The organism is Burkholderia sp. Ac-20344 (assembly GCF_017104975.1).
Taxonomy (GTDB): domain Bacteria; phylum Pseudomonadota; class Gammaproteobacteria; order Burkholderiales; family Burkholderiaceae; genus Burkholderia.
In genome coordinates, this window is the sequence record NZ_JAAGPP010000092.1 from 1 (window position 1) to 24677 (window position 24677).

Annotated in this window: 19 protein-coding genes and 1 rRNA gene; 19 read left to right on the plus strand and 1 reads right to left on the minus strand. The window is 65.8% G+C overall.

The features are described 5' to 3' along the window. Nucleotides 1-9: 9 nt before the first annotated feature. From rrf to G3N64_RS24945, 3 genes are all read left to right on the plus strand, one after another. Nucleotides 10-122 (plus strand): 5S ribosomal RNA (gene rrf, locus G3N64_RS24935). 435 nt (nucleotides 123-557) lie between these two features. Beyond that, entirely contained in the window at nucleotides 558-2633 is a 2076-nt protein-coding gene (locus G3N64_RS24940) for a molybdopterin oxidoreductase family protein (RefSeq protein WP_205786294.1), read from the plus strand. A gap of 136 nt (nucleotides 2634-2769) precedes the next feature. Continuing rightward, a complete protein-coding gene (locus G3N64_RS24945; protein WP_205786295.1) occupies nucleotides 2770-4443 on the plus strand; it encodes a long-chain fatty acid--CoA ligase in 1674 nt (557 codons plus the stop codon). A 270-nt stretch (nucleotides 4444-4713) separates the two neighbouring features. On the opposite strand, the gene G3N64_RS24950 is transcribed toward G3N64_RS24945, so the two are convergent. Next, on the minus strand, nucleotides 4714-5871 hold the full coding sequence (locus G3N64_RS24950; protein ID WP_205786296.1) for a porin: 1158 nt from the start codon (nucleotides 5869-5871) through the stop codon (nucleotides 4714-4716). Between the two features lie 276 nt (nucleotides 5872-6147). Between G3N64_RS24950 and coq7 the strand changes: the two genes are divergently transcribed. The 16 genes from coq7 to ftsZ all read left to right on the plus strand — a co-directional run bounded on the left by coq7 (nucleotide 6148) and on the right by ftsZ (nucleotide 24532). After that, the gene (gene coq7, locus G3N64_RS24955) at nucleotides 6148-6774 is read left to right on the plus strand and encodes a 2-polyprenyl-3-methyl-6-methoxy-1,4-benzoquinone monooxygenase (RefSeq protein ID WP_027788457.1); all 627 of its coding nucleotides are present in this window, start codon (nucleotides 6148-6150) and stop codon (nucleotides 6772-6774) included. A gap of 386 nt (nucleotides 6775-7160) precedes the next feature. Beyond that, nucleotides 7161-7589 carry a division/cell wall cluster transcriptional repressor MraZ gene (gene mraZ / locus G3N64_RS24960; RefSeq protein ID WP_006487094.1) on the plus strand — a complete coding sequence of 143 codons (429 nt, stop codon included), beginning with the start codon at nucleotides 7161-7163 and terminating at the stop codon, nucleotides 7587-7589. 23 nt (nucleotides 7590-7612) lie between these two features. Then, nucleotides 7613-8554: a 16S rRNA (cytosine(1402)-N(4))-methyltransferase RsmH gene (rsmH, locus tag G3N64_RS24965; protein WP_205786297.1), complete on the plus strand. Its 942-nt coding sequence runs from the start codon at nucleotides 7613-7615 to the stop codon at nucleotides 8552-8554. Beyond that, nucleotides 8551-8892 carry a cell division protein FtsL gene (ftsL, locus tag G3N64_RS24970; RefSeq protein WP_069255674.1) on the plus strand — a complete coding sequence of 114 codons (342 nt, stop codon included), beginning with the start codon at nucleotides 8551-8553 and terminating at the stop codon, nucleotides 8890-8892. Before rsmH ends, ftsL begins: the two co-directional genes overlap by 4 nt. Continuing rightward, entirely contained in the window at nucleotides 8889-10736 is a 1848-nt protein-coding gene (locus G3N64_RS24975) for a penicillin-binding protein 2 (RefSeq protein WP_205786298.1), read from the plus strand. The genes ftsL and G3N64_RS24975 overlap by 4 nt, the downstream gene beginning before the upstream one ends. Continuing rightward, nucleotides 10733-12271, plus strand: a complete 1539-nt coding sequence (locus G3N64_RS24980; RefSeq protein WP_205786299.1) for a UDP-N-acetylmuramoyl-L-alanyl-D-glutamate--2,6-diaminopimelate ligase — start codon at nucleotides 10733-10735, stop codon at nucleotides 12269-12271. The genes G3N64_RS24975 and G3N64_RS24980 overlap by 4 nt, the downstream gene beginning before the upstream one ends. Beyond that, nucleotides 12268-13674 carry a UDP-N-acetylmuramoyl-tripeptide--D-alanyl-D-alanine ligase gene (gene murF / locus G3N64_RS24985; RefSeq protein ID WP_205786300.1) on the plus strand — a complete coding sequence of 469 codons (1407 nt, stop codon included), beginning with the start codon at nucleotides 12268-12270 and terminating at the stop codon, nucleotides 13672-13674. Before G3N64_RS24980 ends, murF begins: the two co-directional genes overlap by 4 nt. 16 nt (nucleotides 13675-13690) lie before the next feature. Beyond that, entirely contained in the window at nucleotides 13691-14860 is a 1170-nt protein-coding gene (mraY, locus tag G3N64_RS24990) for a phospho-N-acetylmuramoyl-pentapeptide-transferase (protein ID WP_006477019.1), read from the plus strand. Between the two features lie 28 nt (nucleotides 14861-14888). Next, on the plus strand, nucleotides 14889-16394 hold the full coding sequence (gene murD / locus G3N64_RS24995) for a UDP-N-acetylmuramoyl-L-alanine--D-glutamate ligase (RefSeq protein WP_205786314.1): 1506 nt from the start codon (nucleotides 14889-14891) through the stop codon (nucleotides 16392-16394). Beyond that, complete coding sequence (gene ftsW, locus G3N64_RS25000) at nucleotides 16391-17674, plus strand: putative lipid II flippase FtsW (protein ID WP_205786301.1); 1284 nt, start codon at nucleotides 16391-16393, stop codon at nucleotides 17672-17674. The genes murD and ftsW overlap by 4 nt, the downstream gene beginning before the upstream one ends. Beyond that, nucleotides 17671-18774, plus strand: a complete 1104-nt coding sequence (murG, locus tag G3N64_RS25005) for an undecaprenyldiphospho-muramoylpentapeptide beta-N-acetylglucosaminyltransferase (protein ID WP_205786302.1) — start codon at nucleotides 17671-17673, stop codon at nucleotides 18772-18774. Before ftsW ends, murG begins: the two co-directional genes overlap by 4 nt. Beyond that, nucleotides 18771-20168 carry a UDP-N-acetylmuramate--L-alanine ligase gene (murC, locus tag G3N64_RS25010; RefSeq protein WP_205786303.1) on the plus strand — a complete coding sequence of 466 codons (1398 nt, stop codon included), beginning with the start codon at nucleotides 18771-18773 and terminating at the stop codon, nucleotides 20166-20168. Before murG ends, murC begins: the two co-directional genes overlap by 4 nt. A gap of 1 nt (nucleotide 20169) precedes the next feature. Then, on the plus strand, nucleotides 20170-21111 hold the full coding sequence (locus G3N64_RS25015) for a D-alanine--D-alanine ligase (RefSeq protein WP_205786304.1): 942 nt from the start codon (nucleotides 20170-20172) through the stop codon (nucleotides 21109-21111). 19 nt (nucleotides 21112-21130) lie between these two features. Beyond that, on the plus strand, nucleotides 21131-21883 hold the full coding sequence (locus G3N64_RS25020) for a cell division protein FtsQ/DivIB (protein ID WP_205786305.1): 753 nt from the start codon (nucleotides 21131-21133) through the stop codon (nucleotides 21881-21883). Between the two features lie 26 nt (nucleotides 21884-21909). Continuing rightward, nucleotides 21910-23142: a cell division protein FtsA gene (gene ftsA / locus G3N64_RS25025; RefSeq protein ID WP_006487138.1), complete on the plus strand. Its 1233-nt coding sequence runs from the start codon at nucleotides 21910-21912 to the stop codon at nucleotides 23140-23142. Nucleotides 23143-23335: 193 nt separating this feature from the next. Continuing rightward, nucleotides 23336-24532 carry a cell division protein FtsZ gene (gene ftsZ / locus G3N64_RS25030; RefSeq protein ID WP_021159911.1) on the plus strand — a complete coding sequence of 399 codons (1197 nt, stop codon included), beginning with the start codon at nucleotides 23336-23338 and terminating at the stop codon, nucleotides 24530-24532. Nucleotides 24533-24677: the final 145 nt, after the last annotated feature.

The following is a 24677-nucleotide window of genomic DNA, read 5'->3' on the forward strand; positions in this document are numbered from 1 at the left end:
CCCTCTTTGCCTGATGACCATAGCGAGTCGGTCCCACCCCTTCCCATCCCGAACAGGACCGTGAAACGACTCTACGCCGATGATAGTGCGGATTCCCGTGTGAAAGTAGGTAATCGTCAGGCTCCCTTAGCCAGAAACCCCCGCCCGAAAGGCGGGGGTTTTTGCATTGCGGCGACGGAAATGCATGGGGGATCGGGATGGCCGGCCTGGTTGGAGTTTTCACACTACCGCTCCCAAATGCAACCAATCGCAGCTCCCGGTTCCTAAATGGCCGATATCATTCGCGATCCCTTGGCTTATTGATCGCATCTTCGATCAAAACTGCAATTTCTTCCTCTCCGCGTATCGGTTGGTGCCGTCGTGCGCGATCTGCTTGCCATTGTCGGCCACGAATATCGGGTTGGCCATGCGTCCCCCGCAGAAGACGCACCGAACAACCGACTCCCCCGCTTCCTCCAATCGCTTTTCGGCCAGTAACTCGGAATCTGCACGAAATGAACGCCTTATTCGGCGTGTCCACGTAAAATTTGCGAATCCCCATCTCAGCACTCAAAACAATGAACGCCGCCATTCAGGTAGCCCGGGCCGTTTGCCCGCACGATTGTCCGGACACGTGCGCAATGCGTGTGACTGTCGAAAACGGCAAGGCGATCAAGGTCACGGGCGATCCCGACCATCCGCCGACGCAGGGCGTGTTGTGCACGAAAGTCAGCCGATATGCCGATCGCGTTCATCACCCAGACCGCCTTACCGTCCCGCTCAAGCGCATCGGCGCGAAAGGGCAAGGGCATTTCGTCCCGATCAGCTGGGGCGAAGCGTTCGACGAGATCGGCCGCCGTCTCGGTGAAATCGCGGCGCGCGCACCGGAAGCGATCGTGCCGTACAGCTATGCGGGAACGATGGGGCTCGTGCAGGGGGAAGGCATCGCCCAGCGGTTCTTCCACAAGCTCGGCGCCTCGCGGCTCGAGCGCACGATCTGCGCGGCGGCTGGTGCAGCGGGGTTGCGTTACACCTACGGTGGCAGTCTCGGCATGCACCTCGAACATTTCGAGGAAAGCGAGCTGATTCTGATTTGGGGCGCGAACCCGATCGCGTCGAGCCTGCACTTCTGGACGCGTGCGCAGGAAGCGAAGCGGCGAGGCGCACGCCTTGTCGCGATCGATCCGTACCGTTCGCTGACAGCGGAGAAGTGTCACCAGCATATCGCGTTGAAACCCGGCACCGACGGCGCGTTCGCACTCGGCATGATGCACGTGCTGATTACCGAAGACCTGCTCGATCATGACTACATCGCCAACCATACGCTCGGCTTCGACGCACTCAAGGAGCGGGCGATGTCGTATCCGCCGGAACGCGTCGCGCAGATCTGCGGCATCGACGCGTCGGAGCTGGTCGACCTTGCGCGTCGGTACGGTGCTACCCGAAAGGCATCGATCCGCCTCAACTACGGCATGCAGCGCGTCCGCGGCGGTGGCAACGCCGTACGCGCGATCGCAAGCCTGCCGGCGCTGACGGGAGCATGGCGGGATCGGGCCGGTGGGCTGTTGCTGTCGTCGTCGGAATCGGCGCCGGTCAACCAGGCGGCGCTGCTGCGCCCGGACCTGATGCCGGGCTGGCCGCACAAGCTGCCGCGCATCATCAACATGAACGCGATCGGCGACGCGCTGTTGCACCCGGGCGATGCGGCCTTCGGGCCGAAAGTCGAAGCGGTGATCGTGTACAACTCGAATCCGGTGGCTGTCGCTCCGGACTCTTCGAAGGTCGCTGCGGGGTTCGCGCGTGACGATCTGTTCACGGTCGTTCTCGAGCATTTCAAGACAGATACCGTCGATTTCGCCGACATTGTGTTGCCGGCAACCACGCAGCTCGAGCATCTGGACATCCACAAATCGTACGGCCACACCTACGTGATGGCGAACCTGCCGTCGATTCCCCCGGTGGGCGAGGCGCGGCCGAATACGGAGATCTTCCGCGGCATCGCGCGCAGCATGGCGCTCAACGAGCCCGCGCTCTATCACAGCGACGAGGACGTCGCGCGCGCGGCGCTTCGCTGGGACGATCCGGCGCTCGACAGCGACTGGGATACGCTGAAGCGCGCAGGCTGGCTGAAGCTCAAGCTGCCGGAGGCGCCGTTCGCGAATGGCGGTTTCCGTACGCCGTCCGGCAAGTGCGAGTTCTACAGCGCGAGGCTCGAGCAGATGGGCGTGGAACCCGTGCCCGACTACCTGCCGCCGTTCGAATCGGCCGAGGCCGCGCCCGAACTCGCCGCGCGCTATCCGCTCGCGATGATTTCGCCGCCGGCCCGCCACTTCCTGAACAGCACGTTCGTGAACGTCGACAGCTTGCGTCATACCGAAGGCGAGCCGCATCTCGACATCCACCCGTCCGACGCCGAAGCACGGGGCATCGCGGAGGGCGACGTCGTTCGCATCTTCAACGACCGAGGATCGATGCAGGCGCTCGCGAGAATTACCGATCGCGCACGTGCAGGGCTCGTCGTCGGGCTGTCGATCTGGTGGAAGAAGCTGTCGCCGGACGGCAGGAACGCGAACGAGGTGACGAGCCAGGCGCTCACCGATCTAGGTAATTCGGCGACGTTCTACGATTGCCTTGTGGAAGTTGAGCGCATTTGAGCGGGTATCACCGTATGATCAGACAAATTTCCACAGAAGTTCGAAGTGGACATCTAACCCTGTTGTCTCGGGACGGTCGAGCCGTTACGATGCGTTTTAGCACGACCATTCGAAAATCCGTGAGGAGACGCGCAGTATGGACAAAATTTGGCTGAAATCGTACCCACCCGGCGTTCCAGCCGAAATTGACGCGTCTCCTTATCCCTCTGTCCCCGACCTGCTCGACGAAAGCTTCCGGCAGTATCGTGACCGCACGGCGTTCGTCTGCATGGGCAAGGGCATCACGTACGGCGAACTCGACAAGCTGTCGCGCCAGTTTGGCGCCTGGCTGCAATCGCGTGGGCTTGCACGCGGGGCGCGCGTCGCGATCATGATGCCGAACGTGCTGCAGTATCCCGTGGCGATCGCCGCGGTACTGCGCGCCGGCTACACCGTCGTCAACGTCAACCCGCTCTATACGCCGCGCGAGCTCGAACATCAGCTGAAGGACAGCGGCGCGGAGGCGATCGTCATCCTCGAGAATTTCGCGACGACGTTGCAGGCCGTCATCGCGAATACGGGCGTCAAGCACGTCGTCGTCGCATCGATGGGCGATCTGCTGGGCATCAAGGGATGGCTCGTCAACTACGTCGTGCGCAACGTGAAGAAGATGGTGCCTGCCTGGCAGCTGCCATCGTTCACGCGCTTCAATGCCGCGCTGTCGGAAGGTGCGCGGCAGGCATTCAAGGCGCAGAAGATCGGCCCCGACGACGTCGCGTTCCTGCAATACACGGGCGGTACGACCGGCGTGGCGAAGGGGGCGACGCTGCTGCACCGGAACATCGTGTCGAACGTGCTGCAGGCAGGCGCCTGGCACCATCCGGCTCATGAGAAGTTCCCGGAGGTGAAACAGTTCGTGACCGTTGTCGCGCTGCCTCTGTATCACGTGTTCGCGCTGACCGTCTGCGGTTTCCTGACGCTGCGTACGGGCGGCATGGGCATCCTGATCCCGAACCCGCGCGACATCGCCGGCATGATCAAGGAGCTGAAGGGCTACCAGATCTCGACGATCCCGGCGGTCAACACGCTGTACAACGCACTGCTGAACCACCCGGAATTTAGTCAGCTCGACCTGTCGAAGCTCGTGATCGCCAACGGCGGCGGCATGGCGATCCAGGAGGGCGTCGCGAAACGCTGGTGTGAAAAGACCCATACGGCGATCATCGAAGGATACGGGCTGTCCGAAACGTCGCCGGTGGCGACCTGCAACCCCGTGACGGCGACCGAGTACAGCGGGACGATCGGCCTGCCGCTGCCGTCGACCGACGTGGCGATTCGTGACGACGCCGGCAACGATGTCGCGCTCGGTGAACCCGGCGAGATCTGCATCCGCGGGCCGCAGGTGATGGCCGGCTACTGGAACCGGCCGGACGAGACCGCGAAGGTCATGTTCGAGGACGGCTTCTTCAAGACGGGTGACGTCGGCGTGATGGATGCGCGAGGTTACGTGAAGATCGTCGACCGGAAGAAGGACATGATTCTCGTATCGGGCTTCAACGTGTATCCGAACGAAGTCGAGGACGTAGTGGCGTCGCACCCGGGCGTGTTCGAGGTGGCGGCGGTAGGCGTGCCCGACGAGCACTCCGGCGAAGCCGTGAAGCTGTTCATCGTGAAGAAGGATCCGGCACTCACCGACAAGGACATCCTCGCCTACTGCAAGGAGCGGCTCACCGGCTACAAGCGGCCGAAGCTGGTCGAGTTCCGTACGGAGCTGCCCAAAACGAACGTCGGCAAGATCCTGCGGCGCGAACTGCGCGACGGACGCGCGTAACGGCGTGGTCGACCGAATGGAAAAGCCCGGCTTGTGCCGGGTTTTTTTGTTTACGGTGTGGCCTCGAAGGGGCTGTTTCCGAATGGGGCTGCTTCAGGAATGGGCTTGCCGCGGCGGCCGTGTGTTTCGACGCAGCAGACGGCACGGCGCCCTCGCGACGAGCACGTCGCGGCCGGTGTGATTCGCCACGCTCCAGCTTTGCGGATGCCCGGAAAAGAAAAAGGCGCCCGAAGGCGCCTTCAATGTCCAGCGGCTTGTCAAACAAGCTGATTAGAACTTGTGACGGATACCGACGCGTGCCGCGACCTGGTTGCTGGTGCTCGAGCCGCTGAGACCATTGATCGCTGCCGTCGCCTTGACGACGTTGCCCCCTGCGTCGAGCGCATTGCCCGATGCGTGCTGGTACACGCCGATCACGTAGACGTCCGTGCGCTTCGACAGGAAGTAGTCGACGCCCAGCGAGCCCTGGTGGTACTTGGCTGCGGAGGCGCCGTCGATCTTGCTGCCTTGCGTGTAGTCGTACGCTGCGCCGAGGATCAACGCCGGGGTCAACTGATACTTGAAGTTGATTTCGCCGTTGTTGAACGTCGCGGTCTGGTTCACGTACGGACCAACCGAGAAGCCCTTGAACTTCGTGTTCGAGTACGTCGCGCCGATCGTCGCTGCGCCGAACGTGTATGCACCGCCCGCGCCGATGACCTGGTACGTGTTCGCGTTGTTCGCGTATGCGCCATAGACCGGTGACGTGACCGGAGCAGCCGAAGCCGTCGAACCATTGTTGAACATGCCGCCGGCGTTGCCCGGCGTACGTGCGTTCAAGTAGCCGACACCGAGGACCAGCGGGCCGTTGTTGTAGCCTGCGCCGAGCGACCAGACCTGGTTCTTCGCGAACTGGCCTGCGATGCCGCCGAGGCTGTACAAGCCACCGAACGAGAAGCCGGCGTAGGTCGGGCTCGTGTACTTGATCGCGTTGTTCACGCGGTACGCGTTGTTGAAGTTGTCGAGGTCGCCCGGGTGAGCGGCGATGTAGCCGCCCCACTGGTCGCCTGCCTCGAGCGGGCCGACGAAGTCGACGACGGAGTCGTATTGACGACCCAGCGTGACCGTACCGTACTGGCTCGACAGGCCGACATAAGCCTGACGGCCGAACATCAGGCCGCCCTGACCGAGCTTGCCGCTGTTCACGTCGAAACCGTTTTCGAGGGTGAAGATCGCCTTCAAGCCGCCACCGAGGTCTTCGGTACCGCGCAGGCCGAAGCGGCTGCCTTGCATCACACCGCTGGCCATGCTGTACAGGTGCTTGCCGCCTGCGTTGTTGTTGAAGAGCAGGCCTTCATCGATGATGCCGTAAAGCGTCACGCTGCTTTGCGCATGGGCAGCGCCAGCGAACGCGCCCAGCGCGACGAGCGCGAGAAGCGACTTTTTCATTAACGGATCTCCAAAAATCACTGAATTTTTCTGGCGGGGCGGATAGTTATGTTCTGTTGACGGGCCCCATCAACTTCGCAAGAAGTCGGACGTAATGTAGCAAAACCGTTTTTTGCCACAAAGCGAAATGCCGCAGCTCAAGGTCGCCATGTTTCCTTTATGCAACAATGGTTAAAATCACGGGTTAACCGCAATTTCCGCTGAATAATCAAGTCGGTTACGGAGCGGACTCGTGCCCTTGCCGCTCGCGGCAGCACCTGCAGCCAGGAGAACAGGATGGTGTTTGATGAACTGATCAGCGAATTCGATCGCGGCCTGAGATCGCTGACCGGCATTAGCCGGATGAGCCGCCCGGTGCCCGCACCGGCCGAGGCGCCGGCCGTCGAGCTGACGCCTGCGGAGCGTACGCATGCCGCCGGGCTGATGCGCGTGAACCACGTCGGCGAGGTCTGCGCGCAGGCGCTTTACCAGGCGCAGAAACTCACCGCGCGCACGGCGTCGGCCAAGGCGATGTTCGAAGAGGCCGCGCGCGAGGAGGAGGACCACCTCGCATGGACTGCGCACCGCCTGAAAGAGCTCGACTCGCGCCCGAGCCTGTTGAACCCGCTCTGGTATGCGGGTTCGCTCGCGATCGGCGTGGCGGCCGGCGCGCTGGGCGACAAGGTCAGCCTCGGCTTCATGGCCGAGACCGAACGGCAGGTCGAGAGTCACCTCGAAGGCCACATGTCCGAGTTGCCGGCGGCCGATACCGCGTCGCGGGCAATCGTCGACCAGATGCGTATCGACGAGGTGAAGCACGGCAAGGCCGCGGCCGACGCGGGCGGGATCGAGCTGCCGCTGCCCGCGCGGATGCTGATGCGCGCCGCGTCGAAAGTCATGACGAGCACTGCGTACTATCTGTGAGATTCGCACCGGGGCGATGCCTGACGTCGCCCCGGTTCCCCGCCGCTGATACCGCCCGTTTATTCCTCGTTTTCCCGCCCCCGAAAGCCCCGTCCGCACACCCGTCTGGCTCGTCTTTCTCACGTATCACCTTCACAAGTTGCACTAGCTCATTCATTTATAACGGTTTTTAGAATGAGGGGCCGCATGAGCATGTGCGCGTAAGTCCTTGTTCTAACTAACAAAATTCGTCAAAAAAGCGGGCCGCTCCCTTGACCGTGCCACACCCTTCCTCTAAAGTGGGAGACAGTGTGAGAAAGTGTATTTTTGTGTGATTTAGCGGGCTATTCCGGCTAAATTCTCAGCATTGAGCGGGTGCTTCGGTGCCCTGAACGGGAGAGCGGAAAGTGTTCCAAGGGGCGTCGGCGCTGACGCTCGATGCGAAAGGGCGGATGTCGGTGCCGGCTCGCTATCGCGAAGCGCTGCAAGGACAGGCAGAAGGACGGGTGACTGTGACCAAGCACCCGGACGGCTGCCTGTTGCTGTTTCCGCGCCCCGAATGGGAAGTATTCCGCGCCAAGATCGCCGCGCTGCCGATGGACGCGCACTGGTGGCGGCGCATTTTTCTCGGCAATGCGATGGATGTCGATCTCGACAGCGCGGGCCGGATTCTCGTATCGCCCGAGCTGCGCATGGCAGCCGGACTGGAAAAGGAAGTCATGTTGTTGGGAATGGGTAGTCACTTCGAGCTGTGGGATTCGCAGACCTACAACGCGAAGGAGCAGGCAGCGATGGCGCAGGGCATGCCCGACGCGCTGAAGAATTTCACATTCTGATTGCGGTGACGGAGACGCCCGCGATGGGAAACGAATTGCGGCATCGGACGGTGCTGTTGGATGAGGCGGTCGAGTCGCTCGTGACGCGGCCGGACGGCGTGTATGTTGACGGCACGTTCGGGCGTGGCGGCCATAGCCGCGCGGTGCTCGCGCGGCTGGCGCCGGCCGGGCGGCTGATCGCGTTCGACAAGGATCCGAGGGCGATCGAGACGGCGCGGGGCATCGAGGATGCGCGCTTCTCGATCGTGCATGACAGCTTTGCATCGATGCGCGACGCGCTTGCGGCGCGCGGCGTCGAGAAGGTGTCGGGTGTGTTGCTCGACCTGGGCGTGTCCTCGCCGCAGGTGGACGATCCGGCGCGCGGCTTCAGCTTCCGCGCCGATGGTCCGCTGGACATGCGGATGGATCCGACGCGTGGCGAGTCGGCGGCGGAATGGCTCGCGCGGGCTTCGGTGCAGGAATTGACGGAGGTGATACGGGATTATGGGGAAGAACGGTTTGCTTTTCAGATTGCAAAGGCGCTTGTTGCTCGCCGGGCAGAGTCCGACCGTCTTGGGCCTCTCGACACCACGGGCGAGCTTGCCCAAATCGTGGGTCACGTCGTCAAAACCCGTGAGAAGGGCAAGGATCCGGCAACCCGCACCTTTCAGGCTATACGGATTCACGTCAATCAAGAGCTTGCGGACCTGCAAGTCGTACTAGACGCGGCACTGTCGTTGCTGGAGCAAGGGGGGCGGCTGGTGGTCATCAGCTTTCATTCACTCGAGGACCGGATCGTCAAGCGATTCATGCAGGCGCACGCGAGTGCGCCTGCGGTCGATCGTCGCCTGCCGATCCGTGCCGTCGACCTCCCGAGCCCGCCACTCAGGATCATCAGCCGCCAGTTTCCGAGTGAAGCGGAAGTCGCTGCGAATCCGCGCGCCCGCTCGGCCGTGATGCGCATTGCGGAGCGCGTCACGCCATGAGTCGCTTCAATATCTTCCTGCTGATCATCGTGATGGGGTGCGCGCTGTCGGTCGTCAATTCGACGAACCAGCAGCGCCAGATCTTCATCCAGCTGCAGCGCGCGCAGTCGCAGGAGCGTCAGCTCCAGCAGGACTACGCACAGCTTCAATATCAGCAGAGCGCGCTGTCGAAGACGTCGCGCATCGAGCAGCTTGCGAACGATTCCCTGAAGATGCAGCCGATCACGACCGGCCGCACGCAATACCTGACGCTGCCGCCGGGCGCTGCGAAGGCGATCGATGCACCGATCCCGGCTTCGGCGGACACGGTGGGCAAGGGCAAGGGGGGCGCGCGATGAAGCCGTCCCAGAAGCGCCAGAACGTGAAGTTCTCGTCGAGCCCCGTGCTGGGCGTGCATCTGCCGATGTGGCGCTCGAAGCTCGTCGTGTTCCTGCTGTTCATGGCGTTCGTCGCGCTGGCCGCGCGCGCGTTCTGGATCCAGGGGCCCGGCAACGCGTTCTACCAGAAGCAGGGCGAAAGCCGCTACCAGCGCACGCTCGAGCTGCCGGCGACGCGCGGCAAGATCCTCGACCGTAACGGGCTCGTGCTCGCGACGAGCCTGCCCGTGCGCGCGATCTGGGCGATTCCCGACGCGGTGCCGGACGACCTCGATGCCGACAAGGTCAACCAGCTCGGCAAGCTCCTCGGCATGACGCCGAAGGAATTGCGCGTGAAGCTGTCGCAAGACAAGGGTTTCGTCTACGTCAAGCGCCAGGTGCCGATCGACATCGCTGACAAGGTCGCCGCGCTCGACATTCCCGGTATCTATCAGCGCAACGAATACAAGCGCTTCTATCCGGAGGGCGAGATCACCGCTCACCTGATCGGCTTCACGAACGTCGAGGACGAAGGGCAGGAGGGCGTCGAACTGGGCGACCAGAAGATGCTGTCCGGCACGTCGGGCGTGCGTCGCGTGATCAAGGACCGGATGGGGCACATCGTCGAGGACGTCGCCGAGCAGATCCCGCCGCACAACGGCACCGACGTCGACCTGTCGATCGACAGCAAGATCCAGTACATCGCTTACGCGAACCTGAAGGCCGCCGTCGAGAAGTTCAAGGCGAAGGCCGGTGCGGCGATGGTCGTCGACGTGCGCACCGGCGAGGTGCTCGCACTCGTCAACTACCCGACGTACAACCCGAACGACCGCTCGCGCATGACCGGCGAGCAGTTGCGCAACCGGATCATGACCGACGTGTTCGAGCCGGGCTCGATCATGAAGCCGTTTACGGTGTCGCTCGCGCTCGACCTGCATCGCGTGACGCCGAACACGCTCGTCGAGACGGGCAACGGGCATTTCGTGCTCGACGGCGCGCCGATCACCGACGACGCGGGTTTCGGCACGCTGACGGTCGGCGGCGTGATCCAGAAGTCGAGCAACATCGGCGCGACGAAGATCGCGATGACGATGCGGCCCGAGGAAATGTGGAATATGTATACGAGCATCGGCCTCGGCCAGGCGCCGAAGGTCGGGTTCCCGGGCGCGGTGGCCGGCCGCCTGCGTCCGTGGAAGAGCTGGCGCCGCATCGAGCAGGCGACGATGTCGTACGGCTACGGCCTGTCGGTGTCGCTGTTCCAGCTCGCGCGCGCCTACACGGCGATCGCGCATGACGGCGAGCTGATGCCCGTGACCATTTTCAAGACCGACCCCAACCAGCCGGTCGTGGGCACGCAGGTGTTCAACCCGATCACCGCGCGCGAAGTGCGCGCGATGCTCGAGACGGTGGTCGCACCGGGCGGCACGTCGCCCGATGCGGCCGTGCCGGGCTATCGCGTCGGCGGCAAGAGCGGTACCGCGTACAAGCATGAAGGTCACGGCTACACGCGCAAGTACCGCGCGTCGTTCGTCGGGATGGCGCCAATGCCGAATCCGCGCATCGTCGTCGCGGTATCGGTCGACGAGCCGACCGCCGGCAGCCACTTCGGCGGCCAGGTATCCGGCCCCGTATTCTCGGCGATCGCCGGCGACACGATGCGTGCGCTGAACGTCCCGCCGAACATGCCGATCAAGCAGCTCGTCGTGTCTGACGATTCGCCGGCAGCACCTTCTGCAACGGGGCCGCAAAAGCTGGCCGCGGGTGGCGGTGCGAAGCATATGATCGTGTCCAGCACGACGCGTAATTCACCAGGAGTTGTTCGATGAGCGCCGCCCGCAGTTCCCATCCGGCGCATCAGCAGATCGCAGCCGCGCTTGCGTGGCTGCATCAGCATGTGGCCCCCGCAGCGCAACTGCATGCCGACACGCGCAGCCTCAAGGCCGGCGACGTGTTTTTTGCGTATGCGGTCGACGGGGCCGACAACCGCGCATTCATTGCCGAAGCCGTCGCGCGCGGTGCGGCCGCCGTGCTGTATCAGCCAGAAGGGCTGGACGCCGCGCCGGCGGTGCCCGTCGCACTGGCCGTGCCGGCGCTCGACCAGCTCGCCGGCGAGATCGCCAGCGGCTGGTACGGCGATCCGAGCGACAGCCTGCTCGCGGTGGGCGTGACCGGCACGAACGGCAAGACCTCGTGTACGCAGTGGATCGCTACCGCGCTGACGGCGCTGCACCAGCCGTGCGCGGTGATCGGCACGCTCGGCAGCGGGATGCCCGGCCAGCTCGTGCAGACGGGTTTCACGACCCCCGACGCGCCGCAACTGCAGCGCAGTCTTGCGCAGTTGCGCGACGCGGGTGCGAAGGCCGTGGCGATGGAGGTGTCGTCGCACGCGCTGCACCAGGGGCGCGTGAACGGCACGGCCTTCGACATCGCGGTATTTACGAACCTCACGCAGGATCACCTCGACTATCACGGCACGTTCGATGCGTACGAGGCCGCGAAGGCGAAGCTGTTCGCATCGCGTGGCCTGCGCGCGGCGGTCGTCAACCGCGACGACGCAGCCGGCCAGCGCCTGCTCGAGAAACTGGCCGGCCGCGTGCGCACGATCGCGTACGGGATCGGCGACGCACCGGCGCCGGACGCCGATCGCGAACTGGTCGCGCTCGACGTGCGCGCCACGGCGACCGGCACGGCGTTCCGCCTGCGTTCGTCGTGGGGCGACGCGAACGTCGAGGTCGGCACGCTCGGCACATTCAACGTCAGCAACCTGCTTGCCGTGCTCGGCTCGCTGCTCGCGGCCGACGTGCCGTTCGACGCGGCGCTCGCCGAGATCGCACGGCTCGAGTCCGTCAACGGCCGGATGCAGCGCCTCGGCGGCCGGCTGCAGAACGACGAACCGCTCGTCGTGATCGACTACGCGCACACGCCCGACGCGCTCGAAAAGACGCTCGATGCGCTGCGCCCGATCGCCACGGCGCGCGGCGGCCGGCTTGTCTGCATGTTCGGCTGCGGCGGCGATCGCGATGCGACGAAGCGCCCGCTGATGGGCGCGATCGCGGAGCGGTTCGCCGACGAAACCGTCGTCACGAGCGACAACCCGCGCAGCGAGGATCCGCAGCGCATCATCGACCAGATCGTCGCGGGCATGACCGCGCCCGATCACGCACGCCGTATCGAGGATCGCGCGAGCGCGATCCTGCAGGCCGTGCGCGGCGCCGCACGCGAGGATGTCGTCGTGCTGGCCGGCAAGGGCCACGAGGCCACGCAGGAAATCATGGGCAAGAAGCGCACGTTCTCCGATCAGGATCACGCGCGGCTCGCGCTGGCAGCGCGCGCGACGCACGGCAAGGGAGGCGCCGAATGACGATGCTCAGTCTCGACGAAGCCGCTCGCCTGATCCCCGGCGCAACCGTCCACGGCGACGCGGGCGTCACGTTCGACCGCGTGTCGACGGACAGCCGCACGGTCGGCCCCGGCGATCTGTTCGTCGCCCTGAAAGGCGAGCGCTTCGATGCGCACGACTTCCTCGGCGACGTCGCTGCGCGCGGTGCTGCCGCGGCGCTCGTCGCGCGCATGCCGGCAGGCGTCGCGATGCCGGCGATCGAAGGCGGCGAAACGCGTGCCGCGCTCGGCGCACTCGCACATGGCTGGCGCAAACGATTCGCGCTGCCGCTCGTCGCGGTGACGGGCAGCAACGGCAAGACGACCGTCAAGGAAATGATCGCGTCGATCTTCGCGGCGGCGGTCGGTGCCGACGCGCGGCTCGCGACGGCCGGCAACCTGAACAACGACGTCGGCCTGCCGCTGACGCTGCTGCGCCTATCGGCCGCGCATCGTCTCGCGGTGATCGAGATCGGGATGAACCACCCGGGCGAGACCGAAGTCCTCGCGCGCCTCACGGCGCCGACGGTCGCGCTCGTCAACAACGCGCAGCGCGAGCACCAGGAATTCATGGCGACGGTCGAAGCCGTCGCGCTCGAACACGCGGCCGTGATTCACGCGCTGCCGCCGGACGGCGTTGCCGTGTTCCCGGCCGACGATGCGTATGCGGGCATCTGGCGCGTTGCGGCGACCGGCAACCGGATCCTCGATTTCGCGCTGCACGATGCCGACCGGCAGAACGATGCGCAGGTGACGGGGCGTCTTCACGGCGGCGAACTCGCGATCGATACGCCCGCGGGCGCCGTCACGGTGCGGCTGCGCGCGCTTGGTGAGCACAACGCGCGCAACGCGCTGGCCGCGACGGCCGCGGCGCTGGGCGCCGGGGTCGCACTGTCGGCGATCAAGCAGGGTCTCGAATCGTTCGAGCCGGTCAAGGGACGGCTGCAGGTGAAACAGGCGATCGCAGGCAGCCTCGCGGGTGCGACGGTCGTCGACGATACGTACAACGCGAATCCCGATTCGATGCGCGCCGCGATCGACGTGCTCGCCACGCAACCGGCGCCGCGCGTGCTGGTGATCGGCGACATGGGTGAGGTCGGCGACGAAGGGCCGGCCTTCCATCGCGAGGTCGGTGCATACGCGCGCGAGCGCGGGATCGATGCGCTGTTCGCGCTCGGCGACGCGTCGCGCGATGCCTGCACGGCGTACGGCGACACGGCCCGCCATTTCGGCGACGTCGGCGCGCTGGTCGACGCGTTGCTCGCGGCGGGCTATGGCGCGCAGGCGACGCTGCTCGTGAAGGGCTCGCGGTACATGAAGATGGAGCGCGTGGTCGACGCGCTGACGAACCAACCCGCAGCGGGCACGGCGCCCGCTGCACACTGAGTAGAAGGAAGGAAGCATGCTGCTGGCGCTGGCGCAATGGCTGCAAGGTGACGCAAGCTTTTTGCGCTTGTTCACGTACCTCACGTTCCGTGCGGTGATGGCCACCATCACCGCGCTCGGGATCGGGCTCGTGTGCGGACCGTGGGTGATCCGCAAGCTGACGCAAATGAAGGTCGGTCAGGCCGTGCGCAAGGACGGCCCGCAGACGCACCTGGTCAAGTCCGGCACGCCGACGATGGGCGGCGTGCTGATCCTGATCGGCATCGCGGTCGCGACGCTGCTGTGGGGTGACCTCACGAATCGTTTCATCTGGATCGTGATGCTCGTCACGTTCGGTTTCGGCGTGATCGGCTGGGTCGACGATTACCGCAAGGTCGTCCACAAGGACCCGCGCGGGATGTCGTCGCGCGAGAAGTATTTCTGGCAATCGGTGATCGGGCTGTTCGCGGCCGTCTACCTCGCCTTCAGCGTGTCCGAAGCGAACAACGTGCGCGTGTTCGACCTGTTCATGGCGTGGGTGAGGAGCGGTCTGTCGATGGGGCTGCCGGCACGTGCCGACCTGATGCTGCCGTTCCTGAAGTCGATCAGCTATCCGCTCGGCGTGTGGGGCTTCATCGTGCTGACCTACTTCGTGATCGTCGGCGCGAGTAACGCGGTGAACCTGACCGACGGCCTCGACGGCCTCGTGATCATGCCGGTCGTGCTGGTCGGCGCGTCGCTGGGTGTGTTCGCGTACGTGATGGGCAGCGCAGTCTATTCAAAATACCTGCTGTTCCCGCACATTCCGGGCGCGGGCGAACTGCTGATCTTCTGTTCCGCGATGGGGGGGGCAGGGCTCGCGTTCCTCTGGTACAACACGCACCCCGCGCAGGTGTTCATGGGCGACGTCGGTGCGCTGGCGCTCGGCGGCGCGCTCGGCACGGTCGCGGTGATCGTGCGCCAGGAAATCGTGCTGTTCATCATGGGCGGCATCTTCGTCGCGGAAACGCTGTCGGTGATGCTGCAGGTTTCGTGGTTCAAGTACACGAAAAAGCGCTACGGCGAAGGGCGGCGTCTGCTGAAGATGGCGCCGCTGCATCACCACTTCGAATTGTCCGGCTGGAAGGAAACGCAGGTGGTCGTGCGTTTCTGGATCATCACGCTGATGCTGTGCCTGTTCGGTTTGACCACCCTCAAGCTGCGGTAAAGGAAAGGTAACAAGGATGTCTGGCGAGATGTTTGGAGATCGGCAACGGCCGATGGTGCTCGTACTGGGGCTCGGGGAATCGGGTCTCGCGATCGCGCGATGGTGCGCGAGGCACGGGTGCCGGCTGCGCATTGCCGATACCCGCGAGGCGCCGCAGAACCTTGCCGCGCTACAGGCCGAAGGCATCGATGCGGAATTCGTCGGCGGGGCGTTCACGCCTGCGCTGCTCGACGGCGGCGTCGAGCTCGTCGGGCTGAGCCCCGGGCTGTCGCCGCTCGAACCGGCGCTCGCGGCGCTGGTCGCGGCCGCGAACGAGCGCGGCGTCGCGGTGTGGGGCGAGCTGGAATTCTTCGCACAGGCGTTGCGTGCCCTCGGCACGAGCGGCTACCAGCCGAAGGTGCTCGCGATCACGGGCACCAACGGCAAGACCACGACGACGAGCCTCACGGGCCTGCTGTGCCAGCGCTCGGGCAAGAAGGTCGCCGTCGCGGGCAACATCAGCCCGGCGATGCTCGACCGGCTCGCCAGTGCAATCGACGAAACCGCGCTGCCCGACGTGTGGGTGCTCGAACTGTCGAGCTTCCAGCTCGAGACCGCGCGCACGTTCGCGCCCGATGCGGCCGCGATCCTCAACATCACGCAGGACCACCTCGACTGGCACGGCAGCTTCGACGCGTACGCGCAGGCAAAGGGCCGGATCTTCGGCGCGACGACGACGCGCGTGCTGAACCGCGACGATGCGGCCGTGATGAAGTTCGCGCCGGCGGCCGACGCGCCGCGCACGGTCACGTTCGGCCTGAACGAACCGGTGCAGGACGGCGACTACGGGCTGTCGCGCGACAACGGCATCGCGTGGCTGGTGGAAGCCGTCGATCGCGATGCACCGGATGAAGCGGCGGCGACGGCCCGCCGGCGCAAGCGCGATGCCGCACATACGCCCGACATCGCGCAGAAGCGCCTGATGCCGGCTGATGCGCTGCGCATCCGCGGGCTGCACAACGCGGCGAACGCGCTGGCCGCGTTCGCGCTCGCCCGTGCGATCGACCTGCCGGCCGCGCCGCTGCTGCACGCGCTGCGCGAATACCGCGGCGAAGCGCATCGCGTCGAAGTGATCGCGACGATCGACGACGTGGACTACGTCGACGACAGCAAGGGCACGAACGTCGGCGCGACGGTTGCCGCGCTCGACGGGCTCGCGCAGAAGATCGTGCTGATCGCGGGCGGTGATGGCAAGGGGCAGGATTTCGCACCGCTGGTCGCGCCGGTCGCGCGCTGGTGCCGCGCGGTGATGCTGATCGGCCGTGACGCGCCGGCGATCCGTGACACGCTCGCCGAAACGGGCGTGCCGCTCGCCGATCATGCGACGCTCGAAGGCGCGGTACACGCGGCGGCCGAGCTCGCCGAGCCGGGCGATGCGGTGCTGCTGTCGCCCGCATGCGCGAGCCTCGACATGTTCAGGAACTACGCCCATCGCGCGGATGTGTTCCGCGCGGCGGTCGACGAAATCGCCATCGACAAAGGAGCGACGCCATGAGCTGGTCCGATCGCCTCGTGTCCCGTTTCAACGATCGCCGCGACACCGGCGGCAATGCCGCGGGCGGCCGCGTCGCGTCGGCCACGCGTGCCGCGACGGGCGGCCTTGCGAGCGTCGTCAACGGCGTGCGCCCGAGCCGTTCGCGGATGCTCGACTTCGACTATTCGCTGCTGTGGGTCGCGATTGCGCTGCTCGGGCTCGGCGTCGTGATGGTGTATTCGGCGTCGATCGCGATGCCCGATTCGCCGAAATACGCGTCGTATCACGATTACGCGTTCCTGATGCGCCACTGCATTTCGCTCGCGGTCGCGTTCATCGCGGCGGTGATCGCGTTCCGCGTGCCGGTGTCGACGTGGGACAAGTACGCGCCGCATCTCTTCCTGATCGCGCTCGTCGGCCTCGTGATCGTGCTGATCCCGCACGTCGGCAAGGGCGTGAACGGTGCGCGCCGCTGGATTCCGCTCGGCATCACGAACATGCAGCCGTCGGAAATCATGAAGCTCGCGGTGACGATCTACGCGGCGAACTACACGGTGCGCAAGCAGGAGTACATGCAGAGCTTCGCGAAGGGCTTCCTGCCGATGGCATTCGCGGTCGGCCTGGTCGGCGCGCTGCTGCTGCTCGAGCCGGACATGGGCGCGTTCATGGTGGTCGCGGCGATCGCGATGGGCGTGCTGTTCCTCGGCGGCGTGAACGGCAAGTTGTTCGGCGGCCTCGTCGCGACGGCGGTCGGCACCTTCACGATGCTGGTGTGGCTGTCGCCGTGGCGTCGCGAGCGGATCTTCGCGTACCTCGATCCGTGGGACGAGCGCTACGCGCAGGGCAAGGCGTACCAGCTCACGCACTCGCTGATCGCGTTCGGCCGCGGCGAGTGGGTCGGCGTCGGCCTCGGCGGCAGCGTCGAGAAGCTGAACTACCTGCCGGAAGCGCATACCGACTTCATCCTTGCGGTGATCGGCGAGGAGCTCGGTTTCGTCGGCGTGCTGGTCGTGATCCTGTTGTTCTACTGGATCGTGCGCCGCGCGTTCGAGATCGGCCGCCAGGCGCTTGCGCTCGATCGCACGTTCGCGGGCCTGACCGCGAAGGGCATCGGTATCTGGTTCGGCGCGCAAACCTTCATCAACATGGGCGTGAACCTCGGGCTGCTGCCGACCAAGGGCCTGACGTTGCCGCTCGTGAGCTACGGCGGCTCGGGCATTTTGCTGAACTGCGTCGCGCTCGCGGTGCTGCTGCGGGTCGACTACGAAAACCGGGTGCTGATGCGCGGAGGGAAGGTATGACCGCGTCGCAACGCACGCTGATGGTGATGGCAGGCGGCACCGGGGGCCACGTGTTCCCGGGGCTCGCGGTCGCGCACCGGATGGAAGCGGCCGGCTGGCGCGTCGTATGGCTCGGCAATCCGGCCGGGATGGAAGCGACGCTCGTGCCGAAGCACGGCATTCCGATGGAATACGTGCGGTTCGGCGGGCTGCGCGGCAAGGGCCTGAAGACCAAGCTGACGCTGCCGTTCAACCTGTTGCGCGCATGCGGGCAGAGCCTCGCCGCGCTGCGCCGCGTGCGGCCCGACGTCGTGCTCGGGATGGGCGGCTACATCACGTTCCCGGCGGGCGTGATGACCGCGCTGTCGGGGCGCCCGCTCGTGCTGCATGAACAGAATTCGATCGCGGGCCTGACGAACAAGGTACTCGCGAAGTTCGCGAAACGCGTGCTCGTCGCATTCCCTGGCGCGCTGCCGCACGCGGAATGGACGGGCAACCCGATTCGCGCGGAACTTGCGCGCACGGAAGCGCCCAAAGCACGCTATGCATCGCGCAGCGGCCCGCTGAACGTGCTGGTCGTCGGCGGCAGCCTCGGTGCGGCCGCGCTGAACGAAGTCGTGCCGCGCGCGCTGGCGCTGCTGACGCCGGGCGAGCGCCCGCGCATCGTGCACCAGGCCGGCGCGAAGCACATCGAAGCGCTGAAGGCGAATTACGAAGCGGCCGGTTTCGCGGCCGGTGAAGACGTGCGGCTCGTGCCGTTCATCGACGACATGGCGGCCGCCTATGCGGTGGCGGATCTCGTGATCTGCCGGTCGGGTGCGATGACGGTGTCGGAGATCGCGGCGGTGGGCGTGGCGGCGCTGTTCGTGCCGTTCCCGTACGCGGTCGACGATCACCAGACGAGCAACGCCGCGTTCCTCGCCGATGCGGGCGCGGCCGTGCTGGTCCAACAACGCGACCTGTCGGCGGAACTGCTCGCCGACTGGCTGCGCGGCCAGTCGCGGGCATCGCTCGCGGACATGGCGGAACGTTCGCGCTCGCTAGCGAAGCCCGAGGCCACCGACGAAGTCGCGCGCGTGTGCGCGAAGGCGGCCGGCGCGAACCTGGAAACACTGCAATGAAACACATCGTCAAACACATTCATTTCGTCGGGATCGGCGGCGCGGGCATGAGCGGCATCGCCGAAGTGCTCGTCAACCTCGGCTACGAGGTCAGCGGCTCGGACCTGTCGCGCAACGCGGTGACCGATCGTCTCCAGGCGCTCGGCGCGCGGATCGCGATCGGCCATGACGCGGCGAACATCGAGGGCGCGAACGCGGTCGTCGTGTCGACCGCCGTGCGTTCGGACAACCCGGAAGTGCTGGCCGCGCGCGCGAAGCGCGTGCCGATCGTGCAGCGCGCGGTGATGCTGGCGGAGCTGATGCGCCTGAAGCAGGGGATCGCGATCGCCGGCACGCACGGCAAGACCACGACGACGAGCCTCGTCGCGAGCGTGCTCGCGGCGGGTGGGCTGGATCCGACCTTCGTGATCGGCGGGCGCCTGATCAGCGCCGGCGCGAACGCGCGGCTCGGCACGGGCGATTTCATCGTCGCCGAGGCCGACGAGTCGGACGCGTCGTTCCTGAACCTGTTTCCGGTGATCGAAGTCATCACGAACATCGACGCCGACCACATGGACACCTACGGCCACGATTTCGCGCGGCTCAAGCAGGCGTTCATCGAATTCACGCAGCGCCTGCCGTTCTACGGCAGCGCGGTCGTGTGCGTCGACGATCCGAACGTGCGGCAGATCATCCCGTTCATTTCGAAGCCGGTCGTGCGCTACGGCCTGTCGCCGGACGCACAGGTGCGCGCGGAAGACATCGATGCGCGCGACGGCCGGATGCATTTCACGGTGATCCGCGAAGGGCGCGCGCCGCTCGCGATCGTGCTGAACCTGCCGGGCCTGCACAACGTGCAGAACGCGCTGGCGGCGATCGCGATCGCGACCGATCTCGGCGTGGCGGACGACGCGATCCAGCAGGCGCTGGCGGAATTCAACGGCGTCGGCCGGCGCTTCCAGCGCTACGGCGAGGTGCCGAGCGCGGACGGCGGCCAGTACACGCTGATCGACGACTACGGCCATCACCCGGTCGAAATGGCTGCGACGATCGCGGCCGCGCGCGGTGCGTTCCCGGGCCGCCGCCTCGTGCTGGCGTTCCAGCCGCACCGCTACACGCGCACGCGCGACTGCTTCGACGATTTCGTCAACGTGCTGTCGACGGTCGACGCGCTGGTGCTGACGGAAGTCTACGCGGCCGGCGAGGCGGCGATCTCGACCGCCAACGGCGACGCGCTGTCGCGCGCGTTGCGCGCGGTAGGGAAGGTTGACCCGGTGTTCGTCGCGACGGTCGACGACGTGCCGGACGCATTGGCGAAGGTCGCGCAGAACGGCGACGTGGTGATCACGATGGGCGCGGGTTCGATCGGCGGCGTGCCGGCGAAGGTCGCGCAGCACACTCAACAGAAGGCATGACATGAGCGGGATTGATCCGAAACGTTTCGGCAAGGTGGCGGTGTTGTTCGGTGGCGAATCCGCCGAGCGCGAGGTGTCGCTCACCTCGGGCCGCCTCGTGCTGCAGGGCCTGCGTGACGCAGGCGTCGACGCGCACCTGTTCGACCCGGCCGAGCGCCCGCTGTCGGCGCTGAAGGACGAAGGGTTCGTGCGCGCGTTCAACGCACTGCACGGCGGTTACGGCGAGAACGGCCAGATCCAGGGCGCGCTCGACTTCTATGGCATTCGCTACACGGGTAGCGGCGTGCTCGGGTCGGCGCTCGGCCTCGACAAGTTCCGCACGAAGCTCGTGTGGCAGCAGACGGGCGTGCCGACGCCGCCGTTCGAGACGGTGCTGCGCGGCGACGACCTCGCGGCGCGCGCGACGGACATCGTCGCGAAGCTCGGCCTGCCGCTGTTCGTGAAGCCGGCGAGCGAAGGCTCGAGCGTCGCGGTGCTGAAGGTGAAGACGGCCGACGCGCTGCCGGCCGCGCTCGCGGAAGCCGCGACGCACGACCCGATCGTGATCGTCGAGAAGAGCATCGAGGGCGGCGGCGAGTACACGGCATGCATCGCCGGCGATCTCGACCTGCCGGTGATCAAGATCGTGCCGGCCGGCGAGTTCTACGACTATCACGCGAAGTACATTGCCGACGACACGCAATACCTGATTCCGTGCGGGTTGCCGGCCGACAAGGAAGCGGAGCTCAAGCGCGTCGCGCGCCGTGCGTTCGACGTGCTCGGCTGCACAGACTGGGGCCGCGCGGACTTCATGCTCGACGCCGACGGCAACGCGTACTTCCTGGAAGTGAACACCGCGCCGGGCATGACCGACCACTCGCTGCCGCCGAAGGCCGCGCGCGCGGTCGGCATCAGCTATTCGGAGCTGGTCGTGAAGGTGCTGTCGCTCACGCTCAACGACTGACGCAGGAACGGAACGACGTATGTGGAACAACGTTCGCCAACTCAACCTTGCCGCCAGCGCGCTGTACGCGCTGTTGCTGCTCGTGTTGGCGGCGGCCGGTTGCTACTGGCTGATCCAGCGCCCGACGTTCGCGCTGCGGGAAATCCGGATCGACGGCGACACCGAGCACATCAATTCGCCGACGGTGCGCGCGGGCGTGGTCGGCCGGCTGAAGGGCAATTTCTTCACGGTCGATCTCGACACGGCGCGCGCCGCGTTCGAGCAGATGCCCTGGGTGCGCCATGCGAGCGTGCGCCGGGTGTGGCCGAATGCGCTGGCTGTCACGCTCGAGGAGTACAAACCGCTCGGGACCTGGGGCAGCGACCAGCTCGTGAGCGTCGACGGCGAGCTGTTCACCGCGAACCAGGGCGAGCTGGAGCAGGAACTGCCGGCGTTCGACGGCCCGGAGGGCAGTGCAAAGGAAGTCGTCACGCGGTATCGCGACTTCGGGAAATGGTTTGCGCCGCTGAAGGCGGCGCCGGAAGAAGTGACGCTGTCGGCGCGGTACGCGTGGACGGTGAAGCTGTCGAACGGCATGCAGGTCGAGCTGGGCAAGGAGCGCAACAGCGAATCGCTGCATGACCGGAGCCAGCGTCTGGTCGCCGCATGGCCGGCCGTCACGGAGCGTTGGGGCAACGACATCGAGTACGCGGACCTGCGCTATCCGAACGGATTCGCGATTCGCGCGGCAGGCATGCGGTTCCTGACCGATACCGACAAGCGCAAGAAGTAACGAGAGATCACACGCAAGAGCACTTTATGAGCAAAGACTACAAGGATCTGCTGGTTTCCCTCGACATCGGCACGTCGAAGGTGGTGGCCATCGTCGCCGAGCTGAAGGGCGAAGGCCACTACGAGGTGATCGGTCTCGGCCAGAGCGAGTCGAAGGGTCTGAAGAAAGGTGTGGTGGTCAACATCGAGGCCACCGTGCAGTCGATCCAGCGCGCGCTCGAGGAAGCCGAGCTGATGGCCGACTGCAAGATCACCAACGTGTTCACGGGGATCGCGGGCAGCCACATCCGCAGCTTCAACTCGAGCGGGATGGTCGCGATCAAGGACAAGGAAGTCACGCAGACCGACGTCGCGCGCGTGATCGAAACCGCGAAGGCGATCAACATCCCGACCGATCAGCAGGTGCTGCACATCCTCACGCAGGAATTCATCATCGACGGCCAGGAAGACGTGCGCGAGCCGATCGGCATGAGCGGCATCCGGCTGGAAGTGAAGGTGCACATCGTGACGGGCGCGGTGAGCGCCGCACAGAACATCGTCAAGTGCGTGCGCCGCTGCGGGCTCGAAGTGAACGACCTGATCCTGCAGCCGCTCGCCTCGTCGCTGGCCGTGTTGACGGAAGACGAGAAGGATCTCGGCGTGGTGCTGGTCGACATCGGCGGCGGCACGACGGACATCGCGATCTTCGCCGAAGGCGCGATCCGCCACACCGCGGTGATTCCGATCGCCGGCGACCAGATCACGAGCGACATCGCGATGGCGCTGCGCACGCCGACGCCGGATGCGGAAGACATCAAGGTCGGCTACGGGATCGCGAAGCAGGCGCTCGCCGATCCGGACGAAATGGTGGAAGTGCCGGGCCTCGGCGAACGCGGTCCGCGCACGCTGTCGCGCCAGGCGCTTGCGGCCGTGATCGAGCCGCGCGTCGAGGAACTGTTCTCGCTCGTGCAGCAGGTCGTGCGCGAATCGGGTTACGAAGAACTGCTGAGCTCCGGCGTGGTCATTACCGGCGGGGCGTCGATGATGCCCGGCATGGTCGAGCTCGGCGAAGACATTTTCCTGAAACCGGTGCGCATCGGCGCGCCGGAGTATGCAGGCGGCCTCTCCGACGTCGTGCGCAATCCGCGCTACTCGACGGCGATGGGGCTGCTCGTCGAAGGCAGCGCTCAGCGCATGCGCGGCCGCAAGGTCGCCGTGCAGTCCGGCAACGCGGGGCAGGTGTTCTCGCGGATGAAGGAATGGTTCCTGAGCAATTTTTGAGTACCCGCACGGCTCGGCATGCCGAGCATGCCCCTTGAGGGGGCCAAGAAAACTTGGGGTGGCCCGGCGTTTTCTTGGGGACGAACCGAATCGAAATTCGCGCCGGTGCCGGCGGCTGGCGCGCGACAGGGGGTTGCCCGATCTCCTGCCGAATAACGGCCGAGTAGCAGTTTTTCTCTTGACGGAGGCAACAATGGAATTCGAAATGCTGGAAACCGAAACCAACGGCACCATCATCAAGGTGGTCGGCGTTGGCGGCGCTGGCGGCAATGCCGTCCAGCACATGATCAACCGCGGCGTGCAGGGCGTCGACTTCATCGTGATGAACACGGATGCACAGGCGCTGTCGCGTTCGCGCGCATCGTCGGTGATCCAGCTCGGCAACACGGGCCTCGGCGCCGGTGCGAAGCCGGAAATGGGCCGTGCGGCAGCGGAAGAAGCGCGTGAGCGCATCGCCGACGCACTGCGCGGCGCGCACATGGTGTTCATCACGGCCGGCATGGGCGGTGGCACGGGCACGGGCGCGGCACCGGTGGTCGCGCAGATCGCGAAGGAGATGGGCATCCTGACGGTGGGTGTCGTCAGCAAGCCGTTCGAGTTCGAAGGCGGCAAGCGCATGCGCGTCGCTGAAGCAGGTTCGCAGCAACTGGAGGATCACGTCGACTCGCTGATCGTCGTCCTGAACGACAAGCTGTTCGACGTGATGGGCGATGACGCCGAGATGGACAAGTGCTTCCAGTGCGCGGACGATGTGTTGAACAACGCGGTCGCAGGCATCGCTGAAATCATCAATGTCGATGGCCTCGTGAACGTCGACTTCGAAGACGTGAAGACGGTGATGGGCGAGCAGGGCAAGGCGATGATGGGCACGGCGACGGTTGCCGGCGTCGATCGCGCACGCCTCGCGGCGGAACAGGCCGTGGCGAGCCCGCTGCTCGAAGGCGTCGATCTGTCGGGCGCGCGCGGCGTGCTGGTCAACATCACGTCGAGCCGTTCGCTGCGCCTGTCGGAAACGCGCGAAGTGATGAACACGATCAAGAGCTACGCGGCGGAAGATGCGACGGTGATCTTCGGTGCGGTGTACGACGACGCGATGGGCGATGCACTGCGCGTGACGGTCGTGGCAACGGGTCTGGGCCGTGCGGCGAAGAAGCAGCAATCGGCACCGATGACGCTGCTGCGCACGGGTACGGACAACCAGCCGGTCAGCGCGGTGTCGCACGGCTACGCACCGGCGCATCACGTCAGCACGGCCGACTACGGCGCGCTCGATACGCCGGCGGTGTGGCGCAACTCGCGCGAAACCGCGGCATCGCACGTGCAGGCGCTGCAGGAGAAGGGTGTCGACACGTACGACATCCCGGCTTTCCTGCGCAAGCAGGCTGACTGACGCAAACACAGGCGAAGCCGCGGCGAAACTGCCGCGGTATCGCCGGCGTGACGGATGCTACGGACCACGACAGGCCGCGTCGGCTGCGACGCCGGGCCGGGAAACGTGCCCTCTCCGCACAAGCGGGGCGGGATGGGCCGTGCTG

Excerpts from the sequence above, each read along its gene's own strand:
- G3N64_RS24940 (WP_205786294.1), top strand. The coding sequence starts at position 558 with ATGAACGCCGCCATTCAGGTAGCCCGGGCCGTTTGCCCGCACGATTGT.
- G3N64_RS24945 (WP_205786295.1), top strand. The coding sequence starts at position 2,770 with ATGGACAAAATTTGGCTGAAATCGTACCCACCCGGCGTTCCAGCCGAA.
- G3N64_RS24950 (WP_205786296.1), bottom strand. The coding sequence starts at position 5,871 with ATGAAAAAGTCGCTTCTCGCGCTCGTCGCGCTGGGCGCGTTCGCTGGC.
- coq7 (WP_027788457.1), top strand. The coding sequence starts at position 6,148 with ATGGTGTTTGATGAACTGATCAGCGAATTCGATCGCGGCCTGAGATCG.
- rsmH (WP_205786297.1), top strand. The coding sequence starts at position 7,613 with ATGGGAAACGAATTGCGGCATCGGACGGTGCTGTTGGATGAGGCGGTC.
- ftsL (WP_069255674.1), top strand. The coding sequence starts at position 8,551 with ATGAGTCGCTTCAATATCTTCCTGCTGATCATCGTGATGGGGTGCGCG.
- G3N64_RS24975 (WP_205786298.1), top strand. The coding sequence starts at position 8,889 with ATGAAGCCGTCCCAGAAGCGCCAGAACGTGAAGTTCTCGTCGAGCCCC.
- G3N64_RS24980 (WP_205786299.1), top strand. The coding sequence starts at position 10,733 with ATGAGCGCCGCCCGCAGTTCCCATCCGGCGCATCAGCAGATCGCAGCC.
- murF (WP_205786300.1), top strand. The coding sequence starts at position 12,268 with ATGACGATGCTCAGTCTCGACGAAGCCGCTCGCCTGATCCCCGGCGCA.
- mraY (WP_006477019.1), top strand. The coding sequence starts at position 13,691 with ATGCTGCTGGCGCTGGCGCAATGGCTGCAAGGTGACGCAAGCTTTTTG.
- murD (WP_205786314.1), top strand. The coding sequence starts at position 14,889 with ATGTTTGGAGATCGGCAACGGCCGATGGTGCTCGTACTGGGGCTCGGG.
- ftsW (WP_205786301.1), top strand. The coding sequence starts at position 16,391 with ATGAGCTGGTCCGATCGCCTCGTGTCCCGTTTCAACGATCGCCGCGAC.
- murG (WP_205786302.1), top strand. The coding sequence starts at position 17,671 with ATGACCGCGTCGCAACGCACGCTGATGGTGATGGCAGGCGGCACCGGG.
- murC (WP_205786303.1), top strand. The coding sequence starts at position 18,771 with ATGAAACACATCGTCAAACACATTCATTTCGTCGGGATCGGCGGCGCG.
- G3N64_RS25015 (WP_205786304.1), top strand. The coding sequence starts at position 20,170 with ATGAGCGGGATTGATCCGAAACGTTTCGGCAAGGTGGCGGTGTTGTTC.
- G3N64_RS25020 (WP_205786305.1), top strand. The coding sequence starts at position 21,131 with ATGTGGAACAACGTTCGCCAACTCAACCTTGCCGCCAGCGCGCTGTAC.
- ftsA (WP_006487138.1), top strand. The coding sequence starts at position 21,910 with ATGAGCAAAGACTACAAGGATCTGCTGGTTTCCCTCGACATCGGCACG.
- ftsZ (WP_021159911.1), top strand. The coding sequence starts at position 23,336 with ATGGAATTCGAAATGCTGGAAACCGAAACCAACGGCACCATCATCAAG.